15 protein-coding genes are annotated in these 25,403 nt (G+C 42.9%); 10 read left to right on the top strand and 5 right to left on the bottom strand.

Annotation, left to right across the window (positions count from 1 at the left end; translation table 11 throughout):
• Window positions 1-195 precede the first annotated feature (195 nt).
• The 7 genes from GSQ84_RS14230 (at window position 196) to GSQ84_RS14200 (ending at window position 11,114) form a co-directional block, all read left to right on the top strand.
• Window positions 196-2,937, top strand: coding sequence for a Tat pathway signal sequence domain protein (locus GSQ84_RS14230; protein WP_158797946.1), 2,742 nt, complete (start codon window positions 196-198; stop codon window positions 2,935-2,937).
• 76 nt (window positions 2,938-3,013) lie between these two features.
• Window positions 3,014-3,682, top strand: a complete 669-nt coding sequence (locus GSQ84_RS14225) for a DUF6250 domain-containing protein (RefSeq protein ID WP_158797945.1) — start codon at window positions 3,014-3,016, stop codon at window positions 3,680-3,682.
• Between the two features lie 193 nt (window positions 3,683-3,875).
• Window positions 3,876-4,460: an RNA polymerase sigma factor gene (locus GSQ84_RS14220; RefSeq protein WP_158797944.1), complete on the top strand. Its 585-nt coding sequence runs from the start codon at window positions 3,876-3,878 to the stop codon at window positions 4,458-4,460.
• A gap of 54 nt (window positions 4,461-4,514) precedes the next feature.
• Entirely contained in the window at window positions 4,515-5,093 is a 579-nt protein-coding gene (locus tag GSQ84_RS14215) for a FecR domain-containing protein (protein ID WP_216848929.1), read from the top strand.
• A 110-nt stretch (window positions 5,094-5,203) separates the two neighbouring features.
• Window positions 5,204-8,530 carry a TonB-dependent receptor gene (locus GSQ84_RS14210; RefSeq protein WP_158797942.1) on the top strand — a complete coding sequence of 1,109 codons (3,327 nt, stop codon included), beginning with the start codon at window positions 5,204-5,206 and terminating at the stop codon, window positions 8,528-8,530.
• Window positions 8,531-8,547: 17 nt separating this feature from the next.
• Complete coding sequence (locus GSQ84_RS14205; protein WP_158797941.1) at window positions 8,548-10,041, top strand: RagB/SusD family nutrient uptake outer membrane protein; 1,494 nt, start codon at window positions 8,548-8,550, stop codon at window positions 10,039-10,041.
• Between the two features lie 206 nt (window positions 10,042-10,247).
• On the top strand, window positions 10,248-11,114 hold the full coding sequence (locus GSQ84_RS14200; protein WP_254070867.1) for a cyanophycinase: 867 nt from the start codon (window positions 10,248-10,250) through the stop codon (window positions 11,112-11,114).
• Between the two features lie 45 nt (window positions 11,115-11,159).
• Here the strand turns inward: GSQ84_RS14200 and GSQ84_RS14195 are convergent, their stop codons facing one another.
• From GSQ84_RS14195 to GSQ84_RS14175, 5 genes are read right to left on the bottom strand one after another with little or no spacing between them, the layout of a single operon-like run.
• Window positions 11,160-12,608 carry an NAD(P)/FAD-dependent oxidoreductase gene (locus GSQ84_RS14195; RefSeq protein ID WP_158797940.1) on the bottom strand — a complete coding sequence of 483 codons (1,449 nt, stop codon included), beginning with the start codon at window positions 12,606-12,608 and terminating at the stop codon, window positions 11,160-11,162.
• A complete protein-coding gene (locus GSQ84_RS14190; protein ID WP_216848928.1) occupies window positions 12,609-14,327 on the bottom strand; it encodes a hypothetical protein in 1,719 nt (572 codons plus the stop codon). It abuts the gene before it with no gap.
• Window positions 14,328-14,365: 38 nt separating this feature from the next.
• Window positions 14,366-15,712 (bottom strand): DoxX family protein, encoded by a 1,347-nt coding sequence (locus tag GSQ84_RS14185; RefSeq protein ID WP_158797938.1) that lies wholly within the window; start codon window positions 15,710-15,712, stop codon window positions 14,366-14,368.
• Window positions 15,713-15,765: 53 nt separating this feature from the next.
• Entirely contained in the window at window positions 15,766-17,121 is a 1,356-nt protein-coding gene (locus GSQ84_RS14180; RefSeq protein WP_158797937.1) for a RagB/SusD family nutrient uptake outer membrane protein, read from the bottom strand.
• Between the two features lie 10 nt (window positions 17,122-17,131).
• Window positions 17,132-20,236 (bottom strand): TonB-dependent receptor, encoded by a 3,105-nt coding sequence (locus GSQ84_RS14175; protein WP_158797936.1) that lies wholly within the window; start codon window positions 20,234-20,236, stop codon window positions 17,132-17,134.
• Window positions 20,237-20,839: 603 nt separating this feature from the next.
• Between GSQ84_RS14175 and GSQ84_RS14170 the strand changes: the two genes are divergently transcribed.
• The 3 genes from GSQ84_RS14170 to lodA all read left to right on the top strand — a co-directional run bounded on the left by GSQ84_RS14170 (window position 20,840) and on the right by lodA (window position 25,403).
• Complete coding sequence (locus GSQ84_RS14170) at window positions 20,840-21,604, top strand: rhamnogalacturonan acetylesterase (RefSeq protein WP_158797935.1); 765 nt, start codon at window positions 20,840-20,842, stop codon at window positions 21,602-21,604.
• A gap of 97 nt (window positions 21,605-21,701) precedes the next feature.
• Window positions 21,702-23,078, top strand: a complete 1,377-nt coding sequence (locus tag GSQ84_RS14165) for a sulfatase (protein ID WP_158797934.1) — start codon at window positions 21,702-21,704, stop codon at window positions 23,076-23,078.
• 282 nt (window positions 23,079-23,360) lie between these two features.
• Window positions 23,361-25,403, top strand: coding sequence for a CTQ-dependent lysine 6-oxidase LodA (gene lodA, locus GSQ84_RS14160; RefSeq protein ID WP_158797933.1), 2,043 nt, complete (start codon window positions 23,361-23,363; stop codon window positions 25,401-25,403).

Genomic DNA, 25,403 nt, shown 5'->3' with positions numbered 1-25,403 from the left:
TTGAACAGGTTCTAATGACTACTCAATATTATTCATCACCGGAACCAGCCTGCTGAATTGATCTATTAAAATCTAAAATGATCATTGTTGGTATCAGGAAACATGCCCTGAAATTTGTAAAAGATTAAAAATAAAATCCTTTTGCTTGGGGGTGAACCCTGTTTTTGAGTACTTCAATCATATACCTTTCGTATCATGATCAAAAGCACCCTTTCAAGAAGGAAATTTATTAAAAACTCTATTATAGCAACTGCGGCAACACCAGTTCTGGTGAATACTTCTACCTTAAATACGCTGTCAAAAATCAATACTCCTGTAACTCCGGCAACACTGGCATGGATAGAAAAAAGTAATACACCTTTTTCGGCAGGTTTAACCTGGGGAGTTCCATGGCCAAAAGGGAGGCTAAAAGCAGATCAGAAATTTCATTTGAGCAATACGGAAGGCAAAAACTTTTTTATCCAGACCTGGCCTTTGGCCTACTGGCCAGACGGATCGCTGAAATGGACAGGGCATGCAGCTTCAGGTCTGCCATCAGATGGCAGCTATGCTGTTGTTCCCGGTAAAAAGGAAATTGAGGGGGCTATATTGATCGTTAGCAACCAGGCGGATGAAATTCATATCAATACAGGATTCATTCAGTGTATCATCCGAAAATCGGGCAGGGTATTAATTCCGGAAATCAGCAGAAACGGACAAATCATCGCCAGTTCTGGCATCTTAACCGCCCTGTTGCAGGACCAGCCCGATGATAATTATGAAAATCCTGTCCATAGAGATATCCTAAGCGGAGAAATTGAAAATGTAGTCATTGAACAAAGCGGCCCGCTAAGGGCGGTGGTTAAAATCACAGGACGCCACGCCGCTGACGCACTAAAGTTATTGCCATTTGTAGTACGTCTCCATTTTTTTGCAGGTACGGATGAGATCCGTATCCTGCATACACTGATTTATGATGCCAATGAAAATGAACATTTCATCAAAGGATTAGGTCTTTCTTTTGATGTTCCTTTAAATGATGAGTTACATAACCGGCATATACGTTTTGTGAGTGATGAAGCGGATGGAATATTTGCAGAGGCTGTGCGTGGCTTAACAGGTCTGCGCAGAGATCCCGGAGCTTTAGTAATTGCAGCACAGCTGGATGGAAAAGCTACCCCGCCAGTAGCTGAATTTCAAAATAAAGTGGCAGAGCACTTGAAATATATTCCCGCATTTAGTGATTACACCCTGTTTCAGGGAAATTCTGAAGGATTTACGATAAAAAAGCGCACGGCCGCAGGGTATGGATGGATCAGCTCTGCCCTCGGCAAAAGGGCACTGGGAACAGTCTATCTGGGAACACCTAAAGGTGGTGTAGTGGCCGGCATCAGGAATTTCTGGCAAAGTTTTCCTGCCCAGCTGGATATCCGCCAGGCGGCTACAGCAAAAGGAAAGCTCAGCTTATGGTTATGGGCGCCGGAAGCAACAGCTATGGATCTTCGTTTTTATCACAACGGTATGGGGGAGGATAATTATGAAAAACAAAGGGAAGCACTGGATATTACCTATGAAGATTATGAACCGGGTTTCGGTACACCGAATGGTGTAGCGAGAACCAGCGAAATTATGCTGAAACTAACTGATCATACCCCTTCAAGAGAGGAACTGTTATTGATCGCTCAACAGATCCAGCAGCCGGCAGTGTTATTGACCGATCATACTTATTTAAAGGAACAGCAGGTATTTGGTGGAAACTGGAGCCTGCCAGACCGCTCGGTTTTAGCTAAAGTAAAGATAGAAAATGAGCTGGACCAGTATTTTGAGTATTATCAAAAGCAGGTGGAAGAACATAAATGGTATGGTTACTGGAATTATGGCGATTTCATGCATACCTATGATAAAGACAGGCATACCTGGAGATATGATGTAGGGGGCTTTGGCTGGGACAATTCTGAACTGTCTACCGATTTATGGTTATGGTACTATTACCTGAAAACACAGCGTAATGATGTGTTTAGAATAGCAGAAGCAATGACCCGGCATACAGGGGAAGTAGATGTACATCATATCGGACGTTTTGCCCCGCTTGGGTCAAGACATAATGTAATGCACTGGGGAGACAGCGCCAAACAGCTGCGGATCAGTACAGCAGCAAACCGCAGGTTCTATTATTATTTAACAGCCGATGAAAGGGTTGGAGATTTGCTGAAAGAACAGGTTTTTGCGGCCAAAACGTTAAGCCGTATACAGCCATGGCGAAAACTGGATAATATAAGGAATACCAAACAGCCAGACTATACTGAAAACATGATCCCTGCAAGTTTTGGTACAGACTGGGGGGCAATTGCTGCCGCCTGGTTAACAGAGTGGGAGCGTACGGGTAACCACGAGATCAGGGACAGGTTAATCAATAGTATGAAAACCATTGCTGCCCAGCCGCATGGCTTTTTTACCGGTGAAGGCACCCTGCATGTAGATACCGGTAAGTTTGAGATCAAAACCTCCAAAGAGTTTAATGTTTCTCATTTAAACGCTGTATTCGGGTTAACAGAAATTTCGGAAGAACTGGTTGCACTGTTAGATGTGCCCGAGTTTACAGCCGCATGGCTGCAATATTGCCGTTTATACAATGCCCCTGCAGAAGAGCAGGAGAAAGAGCTGGGACAAAGTTTTGCAAAACTGAACCTGGCACAGGGACATTCCAGGTTAACCGCCTTCGCTGCTTTTAAAGATCAGGACCCGGCTTTAGCAAAAAGAGCCTGGAAAGAATTTTATGCAGGTAAAGCAGGCATCGTTCCAGGTAAGTTTAAAATAAGGAAGATAACTGGTACACAGGTTTTATACCCTGTGGATGAAAATCAGGAAATTTCTACCAATGCTGTTGCCCAGTGGGGATTGGCGGCCATTCAATGTCTCGCCTATGCAGGCAAGGCTATTCCGGATCATGCAGAATAGTAACTTCCTAAGCACTTTAAACTAATATATATTGATGAAAAGATCCCTTAAGCTCCCTTTGTTTTTTATTTTCCTAATGGCTGTTAATCACCTTTCGGCCCAGGTGCAGACTGCCCAAAATTCCTTAAAAGGGGGAACACTGGTCTATAAAGATCATTTTGGTTCCAGGTTGGATTCAGCCACCTGGAGAGTGGAATACATTGATTCTGCAGGTGATTTTGTTGGTACACAAAAAGGAAAGCTTATCCTTCGTACTACACATGGAGTAACTGTATGGCTTAAAAAGAAACTTACAGGAAATATCAGGATCAGTTATGACAGGAAGGTGATCTCTTCCGGCGGAACTTTAGACCGGATTTCGGATCTCAATCAATTCTGGATGGCATCAGATCCTGCCAATACAGATTTATTCACCAGGAATGGGGAACTGGAATCTTATAATAACCTGCAGTTATATTATGTGGGGATGGGCGGCAATTACAATACCACCACGCGCTTCAGGAAATATAATGGCAAGGGTAAAAGAGATCTGATTGCCGAATATACAGATCCTTCACATTTACTAATACCTAACAAGACCTATCACATTGATCTGGTGGTAAAGAATGGGGAGGTCTCTTTTTGGGTAGATCAGCAACGCTGGTTTTCTTTCAATGATCCGCAGCTCCTTACTGAAGGATACTTTGGCTTTCGGTCTACTAAATCTAATCAGGAGATCCTGAATCTAAAGATTTACCAGCTGTAATTCTGCCACACTCAACATCCATCATCAGCTTTCCAGGCTAAACTGATGATGTCATCATCCTCAAACCAACTGTATCTTGATAAAAACCGGCAGTATTTTGACGTAATTCAATAAAATCTGATGATTACCCGCAATGTCTACTAAATATATAGAACTTATTGTATATTTGACACGGACTAATCGATTTAGTAATATGGAAACAGCACTTCGTTCAGATCAGGAGCTGCTTGAATTGCTTAAGAATAATGATAACAATGCCTTTAAGGAATTGTATCACCGGTATTTTAAACGGCTGTATCATCAGGCATTTAAAATGCTGAAGGATGATAATTTAAGTAAAGACATCATCCAGGAAGTTTTTCTACAGCTCTGGAACAAGCGTGCCACGCAGCAAATAGATTCTTTAAATGCATATTTATATGCAGTAACAAGATTCCAGGTATTTAAAGTTATCCGTTCAGGAAAATACCATGAGGATATTTTTGATGTAGAACATGAATTGCCTTTGTGTAGAAGCACAGAGCATGTGCTGGCTGAAAGAGAAGTTTCTTCTGCTTTTTTCTCAGGTTTATCAGGTCTGCCGGAAAAATGCAGGATGATATTTGCGATGAGTCGCGTAGAATGCCTGTCCAACAGGGAGATCAGCCTTCAGCTTTCCCTTTCTCCAAAAACTGTGGAGAACCAGATTACCATAGCTATTCGCAAACTCCGCGTTAGTCTGGGTGATTTTTTGCCTGCAATTTTACTCCTCTCGCTGTGTTGTTGTAGCTATTGCTAAATAATCAGCATATCCTTTGGGGGCAACAGGTCTCTTTTAACACTCACCTATATAATGACAAAAAAACAATTTCACCAATTAATGGAAACGTACCTGAATGGCACATCCAGCCCTGAAGAAGAGTATTATCTCTTCAAATGGTATGATGCGATGCAGGAATCCATTACGGAAAGAAAATCCGTTCCGGCAGAAGAGGAGGAAGCATTGTTTATGAAAATTCAGTCTAAAATAACGGAGAATGAAACTATAACTCCTACACCGGTTAAAAAGGTCAATTCAAATGGAGATGAAAATACTCGTGCAAACAAGTTCTTTCAGACTAAAATAGCAGCTTCAGTTGCATTGATATCAGGTTTGGTAGCTGGTGTTCATTTTTACGGTCGTAATCAGTCCGCTGAATTAAACTGGATCCATCAGGAATTAAGTTTTAGTAATGAACGGTTCGAAGCTATTCTGCCAATGCTCGAAAAACGATATGACATTCAGCTCATTATTCAAAATCCAAAAGTTAAAGATTACAGGTTTACAGGCAGCTTTAAAGATGCCGGCTTAAATACAGTTTTAAATACACTTCAGTTCAGTAATGAATTCAGGTATAGGAAGGAGGGTGAGAAGATAATCATTATTTACTAACCCTCTAATCAGGGAAATACCAAAGTATTTCCCCTCTGATTTCGATCAGCGAACCGGAATCAATTGGCGTTGCAGCCGGTTCAACCTTTTACTTAAATCATGTTAAATTTATGAAAAAAATTGGAGAGTCTGCTCAGGGCTCCTATACATATATATTAAAGACAGGCCTAATTCTTACCCTTACCTCCGTATTATTTATACAGGCATCAGCTAAGGTTAAAGGAAATACAATATTGCTGGATCATACCAGCCTGGCTCAGGTACTAAAATCAAGAACAGCAGCTGCACCTATCACCATTAAGGGAAAGGTGACTGATGAAAAAGGGCTTCCATTACCCGGCGTGAGTGTCCGGATCAAAGGATCAGATAAAGTAACTTCCACTAATACCAATGGAGAGTTTCTGCTGATCAGCCCTGAAGAACGTCCGGTACTTTCATTTAGTTATATCGGTTACAAAACTAAAGAAGTGGTTTATGGTGGACAGACCTTATTGTCTGTAAATCTTGAACAGGATCAAAGTGCGCTGAATGAAGTAGTGGTAGTAGGTTACGGAACACAGAAGAAAGCTGATGTATTAGGCGCAGTAGCTACTTTTGATGCTAAAAATATTGAAGAAAAACCCATTGTAAGAGTTGAACAGGCACTGATCGGCCAGATGGCAGGTGTGCAGGTAAGACAGCAGTCGGGCATGCCTGGTGCAGGTTTAAGTATCCTGGTCCGCGGAACAGGGTCTATCACCGCAGGAAATGAACCTTTGTATGTATTGGACGGCTTCCCTCTGGATGTTGCCAGTCAGAGTTCTTCCGGAGCTATTTCCCATAGCCCGCTGGATAACCTGAACCCAAATGATATAGAAAGTGTTCAGGTATTAAAAGATGCAGCTGCAGGAGCAATCTACGGATCACGTGCAGCAAATGGCGTGGTGATCATCACCACCAAAAAAGGGGGTAACGGAAAAGCAAAGATCTCCTTCAATGCAAATACAGGTGTAAGTCAGGTTTCCAGAAAACTGGATTTACTAAGTGCAGATGAATGGGTGAACATGGCAACAGATGTGGCCAATACCGCATGGGTAGCTTCTGGTACCGGAAGAACGGCTACACAAACCAATGCGCAGCGTGCTGCTATTCTGGGCTTGCCGGTGGGTACAATCAACACTACTTACATGACCGATCCGCGTTGGGCCGAACCTGGCCACCCGGGATTAGATTATGTAGACTGGCAGGATGAAGTATACCGTAAAGCGGCTTATGAGAATTATGAATTGTCTGCCAGTGGTGGATCTGAGAACGCGCATTATTTTATTTCAGGTAATTACCTGAACCAGGATGGTACACTGATCAACTCTAACTATAAAAACTATGGCATGCGTGCAAACGTAGAAACCAATGTGGGCAAAAAACTCAAATTCGGAATTAACCTTGCACCTACTTATTCTATTAACAATGCCCCTCCTGCCGAAGGAAAAGATAACCAGCTGATGAAACTGGCACAGATGGTGCCTATTGTAGAAAGTTCTACAGGGATCAATTCTGGTGCTTATGGAACTTCTACCTACGCCTGGGGCAGTCCTAAACTGATCAGTCCTTATGCTTTTCTGAACACAGCAATCAATACGGTTAAAAGTTCAAGATTGCTGACGTCAATTTATGGTGTGTATACCATCATACCCGGACTGGACTTTAAAACAACTGTAAATTATGATAACCTTGATCAGAACACCAAAACTTATACTTCAGATCAGGTTACTGTAGGTGCGTCCTCTGCATTACAAACCAATCCTGGTTTGTATTCTACAGGATCTTATGCAGACTATAAAAAACAGAATTTCTTAAATGAGAACACCTTAACCTACACCAAAAAAATTGCTGAAGATCATACGATATCAGTTGTAGCAGGCGTATCTTATAATATCGTTCACGAAGAACTGGCCAGCATTGCTACAGCGGGCGGATTTGCCAACGACCTGGTGAACACCCTGAGTAATGCCATTGCCAATTCTGCTGGCGTAACCACTACCGGTACAACCAGTGAAGATAACAATACGCTGTTTTCTTACTATAGCAGGTTACAATATGCTTTCAAGGATAAATACCTTTTATCCGGTACCATCAGAAGGGATGCCTCTTCTAAATTTGGTCCTGATAACCGTTATGGAACATTCCCCTCGGCATCTGCCGGATGGAGGGTTTCACAGGAATCCTTCCTAAAAGATGTTACGGCTATTTCAGATTTAAAACTAAGGTTAAGCTGGGGTAAATCTGGTAACAACAATATAGGTAACTACAGTTCTATTTCTACCCTGGTTAACGGTTCTTATGTATTTGGTGGTAATACTCCTGTTAGTGCAACCGGACAGGTGGGATCAGGATTGGCTAACCCTGCATTAAAATGGGAAACATCTAATACGTATGACGCAGGTTTAGATTTAAGCCTGTTGAAAAACCGGATCAATTTCACTTTTGATGCTTACAATAAAAAGAATACCGACCTGTTGTTAAACCTTCCTGTACTGGCTGCCAGCGGATTTACATCCAGTCTGCAGAACATCGGTGCAGTGGTGAACAAAGGATTGGAATTTAGTGTAAACACGGTCAATGTTAAGACTGCTGATTTCCAGTGGTCTATGAATGCCAATATTGCATTCAATAAAAATACAGTAACCAACCTTGGCCCAACACATGCGCCCATACAAATTGCATCGGCCTATAGTGGAAGTAATGCACCTTACCTGTTACAGGAAGGACTGCCCGAATTTAGTTATTACGTAACTAAAGTGACAGGTATCCTGACGGCAGCAGATATGGCCAATCCTAAAGTAGCTAAAGTATCCGGCGAAACCGTAGGTGATGAGAAATTCCTGGATGCCAATGGCGATGGTAAAATCACTGCGGCCGACCGCGTGGTTGATGGACAGCCTACACCTAAATATACCTGGGGATGGACAAATACATTTAAGTATAAAGATTTTGACCTGACGATACAAACATATGGCCAGCATGGCGGTTCCATCTTATCTTACTTAGGTCGCGCGATAGATTTTCCAGGCAGTACCACAGCTAATATACTGGGTTTATGGAGGGACAATTACTCTGCAACCAACCAGGATCCTAATGCCGTAAGGGGTAAATATGGGGCAACCTATACCAATCCAGCGGTAACGTCCGACTGGATCTATTCTACTAATTTCTTCCGTATACAGGATATCAGGTTAGGTTATAATCTGAAAAAATTATTCCGTACCCCATCCATCAGTTCTGCCAGGGTATTCATCTCATTGGAAAACTATTTCTCACATGATGATTATAAAGGTGGCGCAAATCCGGAAGCACAAAATACCAATGTAAGCGGTAACGGCAGTTATGGAATTGCCGGTGACTACGGTTCTATGCCTTTAAGTAAAACAGCTTCCATTGGTGTAAACTTTGGATTTTAATTAATAAAAATATCGAAATGAAGACCTATAAATACTTACTTATACTCCCTCTGGCTATCCTGCTGGGCAGTTGTAAAAAACAGCTGGACCAAACGCCGGTATCCAGCATCGCGACTCAAAATTTTTATACCAACAACAGTGATTTTGTGCAGGGCTTAAATGGTGCCTACTCCACATTGAGTGCTTATCCGAGTCAGCAGATGTTTTTAGGAGAAATGCGAAGTGATGATATCAATGCAACCTCCGACGGAAACAGGGATTGGGACGGAATCAATAATTTCTCTCCTAATATTACCACCGTTGCTTTCGTCACCAGCGCGTGGCAAAGTAATTTTAACGGAATCTATAATGTGAATACTTTGCTTCAGGCACTGACCACTAAGGGTTCTGTTGTGGGCAGCGACGCGCTGGTTACCCGGTATACTGCCGAAGCCCGGTTTTTACGTGGCTTTTATTACTTTCAATTGCTACGTCTTTTTGGACAGGTGCCTATATTAACCACACCAAAAACTGCAGCAGAAGTATTGACTATACCACGCAGCTCTGTGGCTGATGTGTATGCTACTATCGAAGCAGATCTAACCTATGCAGCGGCCAACCTGCCGGCAAGTTTTACCGGTTCTGATCTGGGCAGGGCAACTTCTTATGCTGCCAAAGGCCTCTTAGGATTGGTTTATTTAACCAAATCGGGACCAACTTATGGTGTAAACGGACCTGGTTTAGCCAGTAATCAATACACACAGGCTGCGGCCTTGTTTGATCAGATCATTACAGGCAGTCCCTATAGTTTTGGCGCGAATTACGCCAACATATTTTCTTACAGTAATGAAGACAATAGTGAAGTGGTGTTTGATGTACAATTTGCCAGTAGTTTAAATGGTGCCAGTTTTCCTTCCAACCTGGTTCCTGTGCTGTACTGGACAAACCTGAAGATTTCCAATATTTATGGAAATGGTTATGGTACAAGTACTTTTCCGGTAACTACCAGCCTGGTAAATTCTTATACTACCAACACGGTTAGCGGCACTGATGTGCGTTATCCGTTTAATGTAGCTACTACTTACACTTTAGGCCCTTTCATTAAAAAATATATCGACATCACTAAAAAGGGTACCAGCGGAACAGACTGGCCAATTAACTTCATCGTACTTCGTTATACCGATGTGCTGATGATGAAAGCGGAATGTATCCTTCATGGTGCCCCGGGTTCACAGGCAGATGTAGACGCTATTGTTAACCAGGTGCGTACAAGGGCGGGTGTTGGACCATTGTCCAATGTTGATTTACCTACCTTAATGGCAGAACGTCAGCGTGAATTTTTAGGTGAAGGCCTGCGCTGGAATGACCTGGTACGTGAAGGATTGGCAGTTACCCAAATGAACGCCTGGAGAGTAGCCGACGGAATTACCAAGATCAACGAGATTGTTCCTAATTATGTAATTTATCCTGTTCCGGGTGCTGAATTGAGTACTGCTCCGGGATTATATACGCAGAATCCAGGATATCAATAATAGATTTTTTGAGCAACTCATCAATGCCCCGTTGTGATTTGCAAGCCTCCAAATAGTATTTGAAAGCTTGCGATTCATACCGGGGCTTTTTTATGTAAATCCTTTGTTATAGTCTATCAATTGTGTAGTCTTTATTTGATATTCCTGCTATCTTTAGAAGACAACATAATTGTATTATTTATCAATTAATTAACATAAGAAATCTAATGATGAAACCTATTTTATTATCTTTTTCGATCTTGCTGATGAGTTACACCTCATTTGCGCAAACGCCTATCCAGATCAACACCAAATCTACTACAAGGCATGGTCCTGAGAATGGATCTTTACTGATCATTGGCGGCAACGTTGGTACTACACCTGCTGTGTGGAACAAATTCACAGAGCTTGCCGGCGGAAAAGATAATGCACATATTGTAGTGGTGTCTGCTGCTGTAGGAGATTCCGCCGCATTTGATCAGAAAGATGTAGACCTGGTGAAAAAGATAACAGGTATTAAAGATGTGGTACTGTTACATACCAAAAGCCTGGCTGAAGCCAATTCGGAAAAATTTATAGCTCCTTTAAAACGTGCTACCGGTGTTTATTTCCTGGGCGGCCGCCAATGGCGGATAGCTGATTCTTATCTGAATACTTTAACACAACAGGCTTTTTTTGATGTACTGAACCGGGGAGGTGTAATTGCGGGCAGCTCTGCAGGAGCTTCTATACAAGGCTCATTTTTATGGAGAGGGGATACCAAAGGACCGGAAATCCTGATAGGAGACCATTTGCAGGGACTAGGTTTTCTTAAAGATGCGGCAATAGACCAGCATTTGTTTGTTCGTAACAGGCAGTTCGACCTTGTAGATTTTATTAAGGCATCCCCTAAACTGATTGGAATTGGTTTGGACGAAGCAACCGCGGTCTGGATACAAAAAGACAAATTAGAGGTATTGGGTAAGTCTTATGTAGCCATCTATGACTATGATAATATCGTGAAGAAAAATATACCTTTTTATTTACTGAGGGCAGGAGATAAATACGACCTCAAAAACAGGGTTTTATTGACCAAACCGCCGGTTAACAATTAACTCGGTAAAGCGCTGCAAAAGCTTTCTGTTTTTTGCAGCGTTAATTTATAATGCCTTTGTACTTAGATCAAATACGTCCTTCAAAGCCCTTTTAGCCGCATGATAACCACACATTCCATGCACGCCTCCGCCCGGAGGAGTAGAAGATGAGCAAATATAAAGGCCTTTGGCCGATGTGCGGTAAGGAGAGCTCCGCAAGGCGGGGCGGGGAAAAAGCTGAGCAAGATCTATGATACCGCCATTGATATCACCGCCAATATAATTCGGGTTATATTTTTCCAGTTGCATGGTATTCATAGTAGAGCGAGAAAGGATGCGTTCTTTGAAACCAGGGGCAAAACGTTCTACCTGCTGTTCGATGATATTGGTCATGTCTTTCATTGATCCATTTGGTACATGGCAATAAGCCCATGCCGTATGTTTTCCTTCAGGAGCACGTGTGGGATCAAATAAACTTTGCTGGGCCAGTAATACATAAGGTTTTTCTGCCTGCCTGCCATTGGCCGTTTGCTGTTCACTGGTGACAATTTCTTCAAAAGTGCCGCCCAGATGAACTGTTCCGGCAAGTTTTACCTCTTCTGCCGTAAATGGAATGCGGTCATCCAGTGCCCAGTCTACCTTAAAAACGCCCATCCCATAACGATAGCGTTCCAGCTGCCATTTGTAAATATTGGAAAAACGATGGCCGGCTATAGTGAGCAGTTGTTTGGGCGTAACATCAAAGAGTACCGTGTGTGAGGAAGGCAGCTGATCCATTGAAGAAATATACCTGTCCGTTTCAATTTTTCCTCCGATAGAAATAAAGTAGGATGCCAGCGCTTCCGCGATCTTTTTGGAACCTCCTCTAGGTACAGGCCATCCTTTAAGGTGCCCGTTTGCCATTAAAACCAGGGCTATGGCTGAAGTAGCCAGGTTAGTGAGCGGCTGGATACTATGCGCAGCCATACCTGCAAATAAACCTTTTGCGGCCTCCGTTTTAAAGCGCTTAGCAAGATAAGATGCCGAAGTCATCGCATTTAGCCCAAAACTGGCCATATCCAGCGGATGTTTGGGGAAATGTAAGGGTGCCAGTACATCAGCCGCAATACCTGGCCAGCTGTTAACCAGCGGCTCTAACAGTTGGATATAAGCTTCTTTATCCTCGCCCAGTAAAGCAGCTGTTTCCGTAACAGATTGTTTAAGCAGTGCCGCTTTCCCGCCGTCAAAAGGATGTGCAGCTGCGGCCGGAGGATAAATATATTCCAACCCATGTTCATGGAGCGGGAGAGTTTCAAAAAAAGGAGAAGCTGCAGCCAGCGGATGAATGGCAGAGCACACATCATGCAGAAAACCGGGTAAGGTGAGCTCTTCTGTACGTAAGCCACCGCCAATTTTGTCTTTGCCTTCCAGTAACAGTACTGACAGTCCATGTTGCTGCATCAGTATAGCGGCAGCAAGACCATTTGGTCCTGAGCCTACTACTACTGCATCATAATCCTTTTTTTCTTTGTTCATTTAATTATATTTTCCTGCATTGAGTGTACTTGGATGCAGTGCATATTTCCTGTTGTAACGGTCTAAAACTACGTAGATCGAATCTCTATGCTCATTTATTCCCGATAAGATTACTCTTGATCCGTTAACCGTAGTATACTGAAGAACCATACGGTTTCTTTTAGGTTCCGGTCCCTGTTTCGCAAACTCACGGTCCCTTCGGGTAGACCAGGCGTGCGGATCGATCATCTTTTTCTCGTCGCCAATATGCTGCAGGGCCGTTTTGCTGATCCAGTTGTCTTCAGGTTTTCTTTTTTGCGGTTGTTTTTCTTCAGCACCTGCTGTATTACGCTTGCTTCTCTGGGCCGTCATTACATTTTTGTCCTGAAGATAAAGAACCTTGTCGACAGTATCTGCATAATAATGAAAGGCGCGCTGTCCGCCGGCAACCCCGCTGATTTCAAAAGTCCTTTGAATATCTTTCATTGGGCTGCCGCCACCATTTGAAGGATCTACGAGTACCGGATGGTTTACCCTAAATGTTAAGGTAGTCCAGTTTTCAAAAGTTGCTTCCTGCCATCTTACGGTATCCAAAGGATTATAAGGGATCACCTGTCCGTTAAGACGGAACTCTGTAACATGATAATTCCCTCTCAGCGGTTTGAGCCCCGCAGTTGCAGGCTGTTTGTAAGGGTCATATTTAAAATTAATCACTTCGGTATAAGTAAGTACCACAAAGAAAATAACAAACGTAAGTGTTTTTAAGACAATACGAGAATATTTCAGGGCAGGCTGATTGAAATCGGGATAAAAACGAACCGGTACAGTATAACGTTCCCGTATCAGCAGGTTATATAATTTAGGTATATCATCTGCCAATAAAAATAAAGCAAGAAATACAAAATAGAAGGCATAAACGTGCACCCCTCCATCGTAAGCATAATTCACATAAGTGATATCTCCCAGGGCGCCCATCAGTAAAACCGCACCAAAAGTGGTTGTCTTCCTGAAAAATAACATCGTTCCTGCAGCAATTTCAACTATCCCGCCAAAAACCTGGTACCAGGGCACTATCCCTACAGATAACCAATATATTTTTTGTGCAGTATAATCTCCAAAATTGCTGTTCAACAGGCCGAGGGAGGGGAAAGGCATTTGCGTAGGAAATAACTTGGTAAAGCCAAAACCAATAATGCCTATACCTGCCCGGTAGCGTACCACAACGCGGATCCAGTAATACAGGAGATGATAAGATTTGCTTTTTTGGTCAACCAATGTCCAGATTAATCCACCGGCTATCCCAATCAGAAAAGCTATTCCCCAATCGGAGTAATCGGCTAAAAAGCCTCTTTTTGGAGGGATGCCATTGCTGTTTCTTTCAGCCTGATGACTTTGTGCCCCGGCATCATGGGCCGCATTTTGATGGTGGTGCCCCTGTCCGTGATGATGCCCTTTTTTTGCAATTTCATCGCCCTGTTTGGATTCATTTACAGCAGTGAAATCTCCTTCACTATTTCCTTTTCCACCGAAGAATCCTCTAAAGCTGGGTTGAAAACGAGCAATATCATATATATCCCTGTAATGAGGATGAAACCAGTCGAGCGTAAATACATTTTTATACCAGCCGCCAGAAAAAGGAATAGACATGGCCAGGAAAAATATAAAAATTATGCGAAACCCAAGCTTCTTATACCATGACCATGGAGCTGGGGCTGTTAATTGAATTTTTTTATCAGACATAACATTTTTGATAAGAATTTTTAAAGGACAATTCTATTTTAGAGATTTAAAGCCTTTCTGCGGCCTAATAAGATCGGATACTTTTTGTCTGTCTTGTTGAGCACCACATAAATAGAATCCCTGTGCTGGTTTATACCCGACAAAATAATGGTCGTGCTATCTGGTCTTGAATAGTTCAGTTCCAGTTTTTCTCCCTGATAATGTTTATTCTTATTTTCCAGTACCAGGATATGTTTTAAGGTGTCGGCAGTATAACTGTAATACTGTCTTTCAGACGAACCCGATGATTCATAATCCCTATCCTTATCATTTTCCAGCATCTGCTCATAATTTGCAGAATCGATGATTACAGCGCGATTAGACCGGACGCTGATAGTTGCCCATTTTTCAAATACCACATCTTTCCAACGTACCGGGTCTGTAGGCGAATAGGGCAATACTTTCTGGTTGATGCGAAACTCACTGACGTTATACAATCCGCTGGCTTTTGTTATTCCGGCAGTCTTTGGGAACTGGTAAGGATCATGGTGAAAACCCGAATAACTTTTAAAACCGTATAATCCTATAAAAAAGAGGAGGACAAGACTTTTGAGTACCAACCGGGCAGTACGCTGGCCGCCGGTTAATTCCAGTTTAAATTTATTAGGTTCTGTGGGTTGTTCAAGGGAGATCAGGTTATATAACCTCAGGGCATCAAATGATAAGATAAACAGGGCAAAGCTGACCAGGTAAACGCTATACAAATGTTCGCCTCCTTCATAAGCCAGGTTAGACATAAAAACATTGCCGGTAAATACAACAATAATCAAGGCACCAATGGTGGCTGTTTTTCTGAACAGCAATAACAACCCTGCAATGATCTCTACTGCACCAAGAAAGGATTCATAATTTGGTGCTATACCCAGGCTCATGGAGAAAAGCTTCCAGTCGGTAAAATTGCCGTAACTGGTATTTAAATTACTGATAGAGGGGAAAGGCGCCTGCATAGGGAAGAACTTGATAAATCCATAACCTATAATTCCTATGGCCAACCTGTACCGTACAATGATCCTAAGCCATTGGTACAATACGATATAATTTCCCCTGCTTTTATCCCGGAAGGTCCATACGATGGTTCCTGCCAGGGCTATGGTAGCGATCAGTATCCAGTCGGCCAGCGTTCCAAGGCCCCAGACACCTGGTTGATAGCGCCCGGAAACAAATTGAGGCGTATATCGGCTAAGGTAAAAGATATCCTGGTAATGAAGACTGGTCCAATGGATATGAAACAGATGGGCATAATATATCCAGTCGAGCGGTACCGCCTGCAGTAAAAAGTAAATGAAAAAGAAACGAAAAACTACTTTTTCGTAGGTCTTCCATTGTAAGTTTGATAAGGTGTCCATTTCTTAAAATCTAATAGTTGATGATTAAAGAACTTGTAATAAAGAGCGTTATCTTAATATCCTGGGTTGGTATTTGCACCGGCTAAATTCGGATCAACCAAGGTCTGGCTGTATGGGATCGGGAACAGGTACAAATGTTTATCAGGAAGGGACAATACGGCTTGTGCCCTGTCTGTTCTAACCAGGTTAAACCAGCGGTCGGTTTCGAAGGGAAACTCTACTTTGCGTTCATTTTCCAGTGCCAGTAAAATATCACTTAGGCTGGAAGCTACAGCAGGAGCAATACCGGCACGGGCACGCACGGCATTTAAATCTGCAAGGGCGTCGGTGATATTACCTTGCTGTGCCCTGGCCTCAGAACGGATAAAATACAGTTCGGCAATGCGGATCACATAGGCTGGGTCTGTTCCTACGGGAGTGCGGTAATATAACTTGCCATACCATAGGTTCCCCGGAGCTGCCGTTTGGCCGATCAGGGCACTTCTGTTTCCGCCAACGGCGGCATTGTTTAGCAAAGCAACCAGCGGGTCTGAAGGAGCCCATTCCCGGCGTCCTCCCAATACAGGCGGAAGCCACCAGTTACTGTGTCCGTTGGTATTGGAAACAGTATAAGCCAGTTCAAAAACAGATTCACTGGTGCTTACGGCACTATTGGCGAAAAATGCACTATAAGGATTTACCAGCGCGTAATCCTGTGTATCACTGATAACTTTGGTGGCATATTGTTCTGCCAGTGCCCATTGTTGCGTGTAGAGATACAGGCGCGCTTTTAATGCCCATACTGTTTTTTGTGTTATCCTGTTCCGGTTTAAAGCAGTTGGAACAAGCGTTTCAGCAGTATTCAGATCACTTAAGACCTGGGCATAAGTAGCTGCCAGTGTACTCCTTTTGATATTGGTATTATCTGTAGGGGTAATGGTTGGTGTAAGGATCAATTGCACACCACCCCAGCCGCGTCCCAGGTCAAAATAGGCCAGTGCCCTGACAAAATAGGCCTCACCTAAGTATTGATTCTTCGCCGCTGTAGTGAACAGCGGATCATTAACTTTTGGAACATCGGTTATGATATAATTTGCAGATGATATGGTTTTATAGATCGTAGTCCATGCGGTATTCACGTAGCCGTTAGTAGCTGATGTTAAATGTTTGGTGATTTCGCTGGGATCAGACTGGGAACCTGTCCATTGAATATCGCCACCGGATAAATAAGATAAGGCAGGGAAATTCGAGCCGTAATAACCATCAGTGGCCAGTGTATTAAACATTCCATTAACAGCTGATGCTGCCGATCCGGCATTGGTGATGGCTACAGACTGGTCCACCTGTAACTCAGGCTGTGGCGAATCCAGGTACTTTTTGCATGATCCAAGGATAACAAAAAGCGGTATCATATATAAGAGTTGTTTCATATGTTTAGTGTTAAAAAGTGATGGTAGCGCCCACCTGAAGGGTGCGCGGAATAGGAGGGGTACCTAAGTCGTAACCCAGAACAGTAGACGATGAAGAAACATTGACTTCAGGATCTGGTCCCCTGTACTTTGTGATCAGCCAGAGATTGGAACCGCTTACATAAACCCTTACGTTAGACATGCTTGCTTTTTCTACGATACGTTTTGGAAGTGTATAGCCAAGGTTTGCATTACTTAACCGGATAAATGAACCGTTTTCTATGTTACGGCTGGTTGGGCTCAGCGTATAGTTATTGCCTAAGGCAGTGAGTCTTGGCATATCGGTAACATCACCGGGGTTTTGCCATCTGGTTAACTGGTAGGTGTCAATCGCCCGGTTGGCATCACGTGTTCCTCCGCCTTCCAGGAAGTAGGCGTTATTATTGTATACTTTATTGCCGTACACAAAATTGAAAAACACAGAAAGGTCAAAGCCTTTATAAGAAAATGTATTGGTAATACCGCCTGTAAACTTGGGCAATGCATTGCCGTCGGGTTCCAGATCACTGGAAGTAATCTTACCATCATGGTTATAATCATCATAAACTGCATTCCCTGTTTTTGGATCTACATACAATTGTTTGTAGACATAAAAAGTATACATGGACAAGCCCTGTACCATTCTTTCTGCCGAATAAGCCGCTACAACGGGGGTAGGCAAGGATACAATCTTGTTCTTATTTTTAGCAATATTGAAATTGGTTGTCCAGCGGAAATCTTTTCCATTAATATTGGTACTGCTGATCGACAATTCAAGTCCTTTATTACTCATTTCACCGGCATTCTGCAGGATGGAAGAGAAACCAGAACTGGTAGCCAGGGGAAGGTTCAGCAGTAAATTGCTGGTGAATTTATCATAATAATCAGCCGCAAAAGTTAAGCGGTTATTGAACAAACTCAGGTCTAAACCAACATCCGTCTGGCGGGTGCTTTCCCATTTCAGGTTAGGGTTAGCCAGTTGTTGCGGTATTGTACCCGGATTGCTTTGGTAGTTTGCACCTGCACCCCACAAGCCACGTGATGCAAAGTCGTTAATATTATTCTGATTTCCCGTTACACCAATACTCCCGCGCAGTTTCAAGTCGCTGATCACCGTTACATCCTTTAAAAAGTCTTCTTCTTTTACACGCCAGGCTACACCTGTTGAAGGAAAATATCCCCATTGGTGATTGGTACCAAACCTTGATGAACCATCGGCACGGATACTAGCCTGGATATAATATTTACTGTTATAGTTATAATTTACCCGGGCAAAGAAGGAGGAAAGATTGTATTTGGTTTCTGTTGCGGTAGAAGTTGTACTTCCCGCAGAGGCGATCTGCTCAAAAGAATCATTCGGAAAATTGGTACCTGTAGCTGTAGTTGAACCCAGTACAGTACCCTGCAAAGAGTTACCCAGTAAAGCTCCAAATGTGTTTTTACCGATTGTTTTATTGTAAGAAAGTGTCTGTTCGTTGGTCCAAACCGTATTGTTCGAGATCGCTGAGGTGCCTAAATTGTGATTGGCAATACCCAGGTTGGTTAAGCTGTTCCAGTATTGAAATTCATTATAATTGTTATAATCTACACTCCAGCTGGTACGGAACTTGATGTCGGGAGTAATCTTTGCCTCCGCGTATACATTGCTGAGTAAACGGTTACTCGTAGAATGCATATTGGTGTTATTGAGTAATACATCCAGGTTATCAAACCCGGCCCATTTTGCAGGGCTGCCATCGGCATTCACTTCAGGAAGATAAGTTGGCGTGTGTAATGCCGATTGTAAAACGCCTCCCTGCGGGCCGTCGCCCACACGTGCATTTGTTCTGTATGTTTGGGTAAGGATATTACTGGTACCAAAGCTGAATATATTATTGATTTTCTGATCCAGATTGAACTTAAAACTTGCCCTTCTGAAATCATTTGTTCTCAGGTCGGCCTGCTGCTTATTCAAACCGCCGGCGATATAATATGTAGTTTTATCGTTACCGCCAGAAATGGAGGCATCGTAATTCTGTAAAAAGCCTGTCCTGAAGGCCTGCCCCAGCCGGTCGTAAGTGGACTGATTTTGAGGTAATCCCCTTGGTGCGGGCGAGCCGGCAGGATTGTCTGTCAGTGCCCTGAAGGGAACATTTTTATAGGTATTAATGGCGGCAGTATTTCCGGCTGCAATGGCATCGGCTTCGGAATTTCTGTACATTTCGTTTACCAGTTCGGCCTGCTCAGGCCCGGTAACCAGGCTCCATAATTTAGGTGCCCATGCAGCCCCGAAGTAGGTATTGAAAGTTACCTTTGGCGCCGAATTGAATTTACCTCTTTTGGTAGTAACCAATATGACCCCATTTGCAGCGCGTGCTCCATAGATGGCTGTGGCGTCTGCATCTTTTAAAACAGAAATACTTTCTATGTCATTTGGATTGATATCAGCCAAAGGGTTATTGGCCTGGCCTTCTGTGGTAATGGTTTGCAGGGAACTGCTGTTTGCATATACCCCGTCAATTACATAAAGAGGGTCGTTGCCTGCGTTGATTGATGTAGTACCCCTCACACGGATAAACATCCCGTCGCCAGGTACTCCTGTAGAAGCGCTTACCTGCAAACCTGCTGCTTTACCCTGTAATTGCTGTTCAAAGGTTGCTACAGGTTTATCTTTCACCTCATTTACGTCTATCGTAGCAACAGATCCCGTTAGGGATTTGCGGGTTTGTGTACCATAACCAACCACTACTACATCGTTAAGCTGGTTGTTATTTTCCCTTAAACTAATGTCAGCGGGGCTTCCATTTACAATCAGTTCCCTGGGTTCATAGCCTACAAAGCTTACCAGCAGGGTATAAGGGAATTTCTGACCTGTGATGAAGCTGAATTTCCCATCACCATCGGTAGATACGGCATGGGTTGTTCCTTTAATGCGTACTACTGCTCCGGGAATAGGCTGTTTGGTCGACAAATCCCTGATCACCCCATGTAGCTGGGAATTGATGAGAGGGGTAGGTTCATTTTGTGCGAAAAGAGAAAGTGGAGTAAGTAAGAAGAGAAAAATAATAGCTAAAAGGGCGGGTATAAGGTGTTTTTTTTTGAGGATAAATATTTCCATATATTTAACGCGGTTTGTGTTAATGATTAGTCGTTGATTAAACCAGAATTGAAGTTCAGTGTGTGATTGGCGTTACGTAGCTGTTCTCCAAATTAACTGGCAAGGCTTCCTTGCCAGTTTTATTTTATCTATAGCATTTATTTTGTCATATCGTACGTTGATTCTTGGTGTGAAAAATCATGAGCTCCTTTAGGAGGATGATTAAAAACTCCTTCCCTTTTTTTATATCGTGTCAATGTTATTGACAGCAACAACAGCAGGAAGCGCAGCCATTAGAAAATGAAGGCGCTACGATATTCATAGCCCTTTGCATAGTTAAGAAGATGTTAAGTATGGATACTTTCATGATTCGGGATAAACATAGAGATTATTTAATACTCTACCAAATAGGTAGACTATGTATTTAAATTTTTACAATTGAAAATAAATGCTAATGCACTAATATTCAGTGTATATCTAAGTAAACGAAAATGTAAATTAAATCTATATAGATCGATATCTGTTGTTTTTTATCTTTCTTTAGGGGCTAAATCTATTTTTTGACACCTCATTACGGTATAGTCGTAAGCATTTAGCTTATAGTGTAAAATAAATCCAGATCAAATGAAAAAGATAAAAATTCTCGCAGGCGTCACCGTGTTATTTTCGATATTCAGTTTCCTTGCACCAGGGAAACCAACCTTACACACCATAGGAGATTCCACCGTGCATAATGCCAATAAAGATAAATGGGGCTGGGGAACTACTATCGTAGATCTTTTTGATACCACAAAGATCAATATACAAAATGACGCGATGGCTGGCAGAAGCACCCGCACCTTTCTTTCAGAAGGCAGATGGGATAAAGTTGTACAATCGTTAAAACCAGGAGACTTTGTAACCATGCAGTTTGGTCATAATGAAGGCAGTAAACCTGATACTAGTAAAAGCGGCCGCCGTGGGGTATTAAAAGGTATTGGGGAAGAAACTGTAACCGTTACCCAGGTAAACGGGGAACCCGAAATTGTACATACCTATGGCTGGTATATCCGCAAATTTGTAAGGGAAACTAAAGCTAAAGGAGCCACTCCAATTGTTGTTTCCATGATCCCAAGAAATGAATTCAGGGATGGAAAAGTAATGCGTGCCAATCAGGATTATGGTTTGTGGGCAAGTGAAATAGCCAAACAGGAGCATGCTTATTTTGTAGACTTAAACAGTATTGTTGCAGATAAATATGATGCCATGGGGCCGGTAAAAGTGAAGGAATTCTTTCCTGGTGATCACACGCATACCAACCAGGAAGGGGCAAAGTTAAATGCGGCCTCGGTAGTTGAAGGTATCCGGGCGCTTAAAGATTGTCCTTTAAACCAGTACCTGTTAAAATAATCCTATTTTAGCCATCCTATTATTGGAAATACCTTTGGTCGTGAAGATTGGCTTACCATAGCTGATAGAAACTTCGTAATCTGTAAATCAATATATCATGAAAAATCCGGTCAAAAAGAATTGTTGTTTGCTTGTTTTTCTTTCGCTGCTCTTTTCGGCAAGTAGCTATGCACAAAAACAACCCAATATTATTTTTGTACTGGCAGATGATATGGGATATTCTGACCTGAGCTGTTACGGTAATCCAATAATTATGACTCCCTTTCTGGATAAAATGGCGCAACAAGGGGTAAGGGCAACAAACTATGTGGTGTCAAGTCCTTCCTGTACACCATCGCGCGCGTCTTTATTAACGGGAAGGTACGCTACCAGGATGAACCTGCCTATTGTGATAGGGCCGGGTTCAACTATGGGAATGCCAGATCAGGAGGTGACCATTGCTGAAGTCTTGAAAAAGGCAGGGTACAAAACAGCAATGATCGGGAAATGGCACCTGGGTGATCATCAGCCTTACAACCATCCTATAGCACAAGGTTTTGATTCCTATTATGGTATGTTATACAGTCATGATTACCACGCGCCCTATGTAAAAACGGATACTACGTTAAAGATCTTTCGCAACCGTAAGCCGGAGGTGATCCAGCCTGCAGATTCGTCACTTACCGATCTGTACAGAAACGAGGCGATCAGGTATATCAAAACGCAGAAAAAAGATCAACCATTTTTCCTTTATCTGGCACATAATATACCGCATTTACCCGTAGCTTTTGCTTCTTCGGTAAAAAACAAAGGCCGTTCTGAAGGTGGTGCACTGGGTGACGTTGTGGAACAACTGGATGAAAGCCTGGCGCAGGTATGGAAGGCCGTTGAAGATCAGGGACTGGCAGATAATACCATATTTATTTTTTCCAGTGACAATGGCCCCTGGATAGATTTTCCATCCCGTATGTCTGGAGATGGAAAGACAAAACACTGGGATGCAGGAACGGCAGGTGTATTTCGCGGGAGTAAAGGAGAAAGTTATGAAGGTGGTGTACGCGAGCCCTTTATTGTTTATTGGAAAAACCATACCCCTCCCGGAGTTATTGTTACCGATATGATGAGTAATCTGGATGTGCTCCCTACCTTAGCCAAATGGGCTAACGCTTCCTTACCTGAAGGCCGTACACTGGACGGACAGGTCATTTCGGATGTGCTGTTGCAGAAAGGCCCTAAACATCCGGCTCACCGCGAAATCTATATTGTTAACAGTGGTGTTTGTGAGGCGGTACGTAAAGGCAACTGGAAGTACAGGGAGGTAAAGGCTAGCAGCGGTAATCATGGTATTTCTGAAAAAGCCACTGACAGTAAAACAGAGTTATTTAACCTGGCTTATGATCCAAGTGAACGCACCAATGTGATATTGGATTATCCGCAAAAAGCGAAGGAACTGAAGCTGTTATTTGATCGGTATCCGGGCAAAACAGAAAATTAATGTCTTACAGTCTTTGTCTGGTGGCGGTTCTGCCATAGGGGCAATGATAATCTATTCTTGATTAATTCTTTGTGAATTCCTTCATCAGGTGTTAGCAGTCTGATACAATTAACTTTAAACCCTTTTAGCGCGATTTCTTGAATTTTTGACCTTTCGATGGCGTGAGACTATATTTTCTATGTGTTGATCTTTTGAGTGCAGTACTTCGTATTATAATTTAGTTTCTTAATTGTATGTATAATTAATGATACTGCTTAAACCTCATAAACCAAATTAACACGTATGAATTTATTCATCCATCCATCAGTAGGCGTAGCCCGTTTAGGGAATAGCCCTGAACACATTTGTCTGTCGCCAGACACCATCGGGGGACTTCCCTTCGAAGCAGATTACTATGGTAATCCACACGGGCCAATTGATAAATTTAAAGATGCCAAAGGCCTGGTGAAAAGACAAGGTCAGCCTTTTAAAATTTATGACAATGATGGGGTTGAACTGACCCTTAAAAGCCCAAATGTGAAGTCCATTTCCTGGACGGTCCATCTGGCCAGCAAAAAAGCGGCATGGTACCAGTACAGTGAACTGCAGGGGAATTTATTGTATGGCCCTCAAAACAGCTATACCAATCAGAAAATACCCTTCAGAAACAATAACATTACAGGGGCAGCCAGGCAGACCTTAATCGTTGATCCGGGACCAAGAACGATCTCAGGAGAAAGACAGGCTATTGGCTTTGATGTGAACAAGGCACCCAGCGGTTATCCTGTACAATATCCGCCGGCAACCGTACATTATGGTACCGCTATTAAAACCCTGGGAGATCTAAGGACAAATGATAAAGGACAGCTCATTGTACTGGGCGGTTTCGGAAATGCAGGAGGTAACGAACCCTTAACAAGTTATGGCGGCTCGAATACCTGGAATGATGATATTTCTGACGGACCTGTTTACTGCACCATCTCCTTTAAAGACGGACAACCTGATGTAAGTTTAACGGCCTGGGTAGTGGTAGGTTCCCCGGATTTTGCCCCTGAAATTGTGAATATCTCTAATTTGAGCGATACCATGTTTGATGTTGGGGTAAGGCACTTTAATTTATTGCCCTCACTATATAAAAATGGGCACTATGATAAGACTTATAAAGCCGAGTTCAAACGTGATATTTTGCCGATTATCAACAGGATCAGCCGGTATCAGTGGGTGGCCAATGTGCAGCCTATGATGGCATTTGCGTCTAACATCTTTGATTTCTCGGATGCTTCGGCAAGTAACCTGGCCAACAGGGAAAACTACTTTGCTTACTTTAGAAGACCTGATGAGACCCCACCGGTATTACCTCCGGACAAACAGCCCCAGCAGCAGTTGTATAGAGATAACGGACAGGATTATTTTCCTATGATGCCGATTAACTCCGGAAGTAATTCTGTGAGTAATATCAATATCATGAAGTTCCTGGCACTGGATGAGACACAGTATTTTCTGCTTGGCCAATGGGCTAAAGGTGAATTTTCTAACTCAGCTCATCCTGCACCTTATCCGGTTAATCCCCATGATATGGCAAGTGTAGGAAATTGCGTAGGCTTGCCGATGTGCCCTGGTATCGAAGTAACCTGGAGCCTGCAGAACAGTAAATTATATGCTGCCCCTTATCGGATTTTACAATATGGGAATGAAGCCCTCTACATGAAAAATGGTTTGACCCCTTCACGCGATGAATGCGAAGGCGGTGGATGTGAACCAGGTGACCTGACTAAAAGGATGGCTTGCCCATGGCAGGCTGATTTCTTCCAGTGCACCGTTCAGTATGTTAATTTCACTGATCCAACTTTAAATAAAGGTGACGGAAAACCTTTGCCTCCAACCTACTATTCTTACTGGTGGCCACCACAAAGTCCATGGGATGTTATTGTTGGGGAAGTAACCGCAGCAGGACAACTCGCTTCCCACAACCCGGGCGGTGTACAGGTAAATTATGCCAGGGGGATCAATAGCTTTGCCCAAATGGTAGAACATTGGTCGGCACTTGGTTTTATCCGTGATACCAACTCGCACGACAGGGGTTTCCCTAATCTGGTAGAGATTGAAAGGAACAATGAGTTATTTACCTATGACGATGTTCCTGTAGGCCAGATCAGCGGAAATACGGAAGATAATGAAACCACCATTCCGGTTTATTTCATCGAAGGTGATATGGAAGCGGTAAAAAGGAAAAGTGCCAAAGCCGGCTTGCTGGTATCCTTCCTGGAAGAGCAGGCATTTAAGCCGATTGCGATGGCTGAAGGAAACTTAGGCCTGCCACGTTCCGGAACCAGAAACAGAAGATAA

This window comes from Pedobacter sp. L105, from assembly GCF_009765875.1.
Taxonomy (GTDB): domain Bacteria; phylum Bacteroidota; class Bacteroidia; order Sphingobacteriales; family Sphingobacteriaceae; genus Pedobacter.
This window is presented reverse-complemented; position numbering and strand designations above follow the sequence as displayed.